We start from the raw sequence: 1173 nt of genomic DNA, 5'->3' as shown, positions 1-1173 counted from the left end.
AGGACCACTTCTCGCGGCTCTGCCCCAGGCCCAACCCGCCGATGCCGCCGCTCGCCAGCCCCCAGCTGCCGTGCAGGGTCTGGTAGCAGTCCGCCGAGGCGCTGCACTCGTCCCCGCCGAGCCAGTTCGAGATCCGGCCCATGCGGTTGTCGCTCAGCAGCACGAGCGCAGTGACGGCGGCCCCCGCGAACACGCCGGCGACGCCGAACATCCGCAACGGCACACCCGCGACGAACAGCGCGCCCGCGACGAGCACGAACATCACGAGCGCGGTCCCCAGGTCGTGGCCCAGGAGCACCGCGCCGATCGCGATCCCCGCGACCGGGACGGCAGGGATGAAGACGTGCTTCCACTGCTCCAGGTAGGCCTGCTTGCGCGCGAGCACCGCGGCGAGCCACAGCGCGAGCGCGAGCTTGATCGTCTCGGACGGCTGCGCGGTGACGCCGCCGGGCAGGCAGACCCAGTTCTTGTTGCCGCCCTCCCCGCAGCCGAGGCCGAGGAAGACCAGCGACTGGAACGCGATCGCCGCACCGAGCGCGGGCCACGCGATCGCGCGGAAGAACCGCACGGGCATCCGGGCCAGCACGATCGCGACCGGCAGCCCGAGCAGCGCGAACTTCGCCTGGTCGAGGAACACCGCGTAGGCGTTCCCGGACTTGTCGAGGGACTCGACGCTCGAGCTGGACAGCACCATGACGAGGCCGATCACGAGCAGCAGCGAGCTGGCCCCGACGATGACGTAGTAGCTCGTGACGACGCTGTTCCAGTGCCCGAGCAGCGACCCGTGGCGGCGCTGCGGCGACGCGGCCTCGTCGGGCGACGCGACCCGGCTCGCGGCCGGCACGGCGCTCACGCCCGACCGCCCGTCCGCTCGCCTCCCTCGCCCACCGCCGCGCGCGCGGCCGCGGCGAACGCGTCACCGCGCACGGCGTACGAGGCGAACTGGTCCATGGAGGCGCACGCGGGGGCGAGCAGCACCGTCGCACCGGACGCGCCCACGGGTCCCACCAGCGAGCGCGCGGCAGTCACGGCGGAGGTCATCACGTCCTCAGTCTCACCGGGGACGATCTCCACCACGGGGACATCCGGCGCGTGTCGGGCGAGTGCGTCGCGCAGCGGCTCGCGGTCGACGCCGATCAGCACGACCGCGCGCAGCCGGGCCCGCCGCGCCGC

General features: G+C 73.7%; 1 protein-coding gene and 1 pseudogene. Both read right to left on the bottom strand.

The window, feature by feature from the left end:
- Positions 1–853: FtsW/RodA/SpoVE family cell cycle protein (locus tag CWIS_RS11510; RefSeq protein ID WP_231583811.1), on the bottom strand; the 853-nt coding region annotated here is incomplete at its 3' end.
- Positions 850–1173, bottom strand: a pseudogene (murD, locus tag CWIS_RS18940) (UDP-N-acetylmuramoyl-L-alanine--D-glutamate ligase); the annotation flags it as partial. The pseudogene murD and the gene CWIS_RS11510, both read right to left, overlap by 4 nt.

The organism is Cellulomonas sp. A375-1 (genome assembly GCF_001040865.1).
Classification (GTDB): Bacteria; Actinomycetota; Actinomycetes; order Actinomycetales; family Cellulomonadaceae; genus Cellulomonas; species Cellulomonas gelida.
The sequence above is the reverse complement of the archived record's forward strand: the minus strand, read 5'-3'. Positions and strand labels throughout refer to the sequence as shown.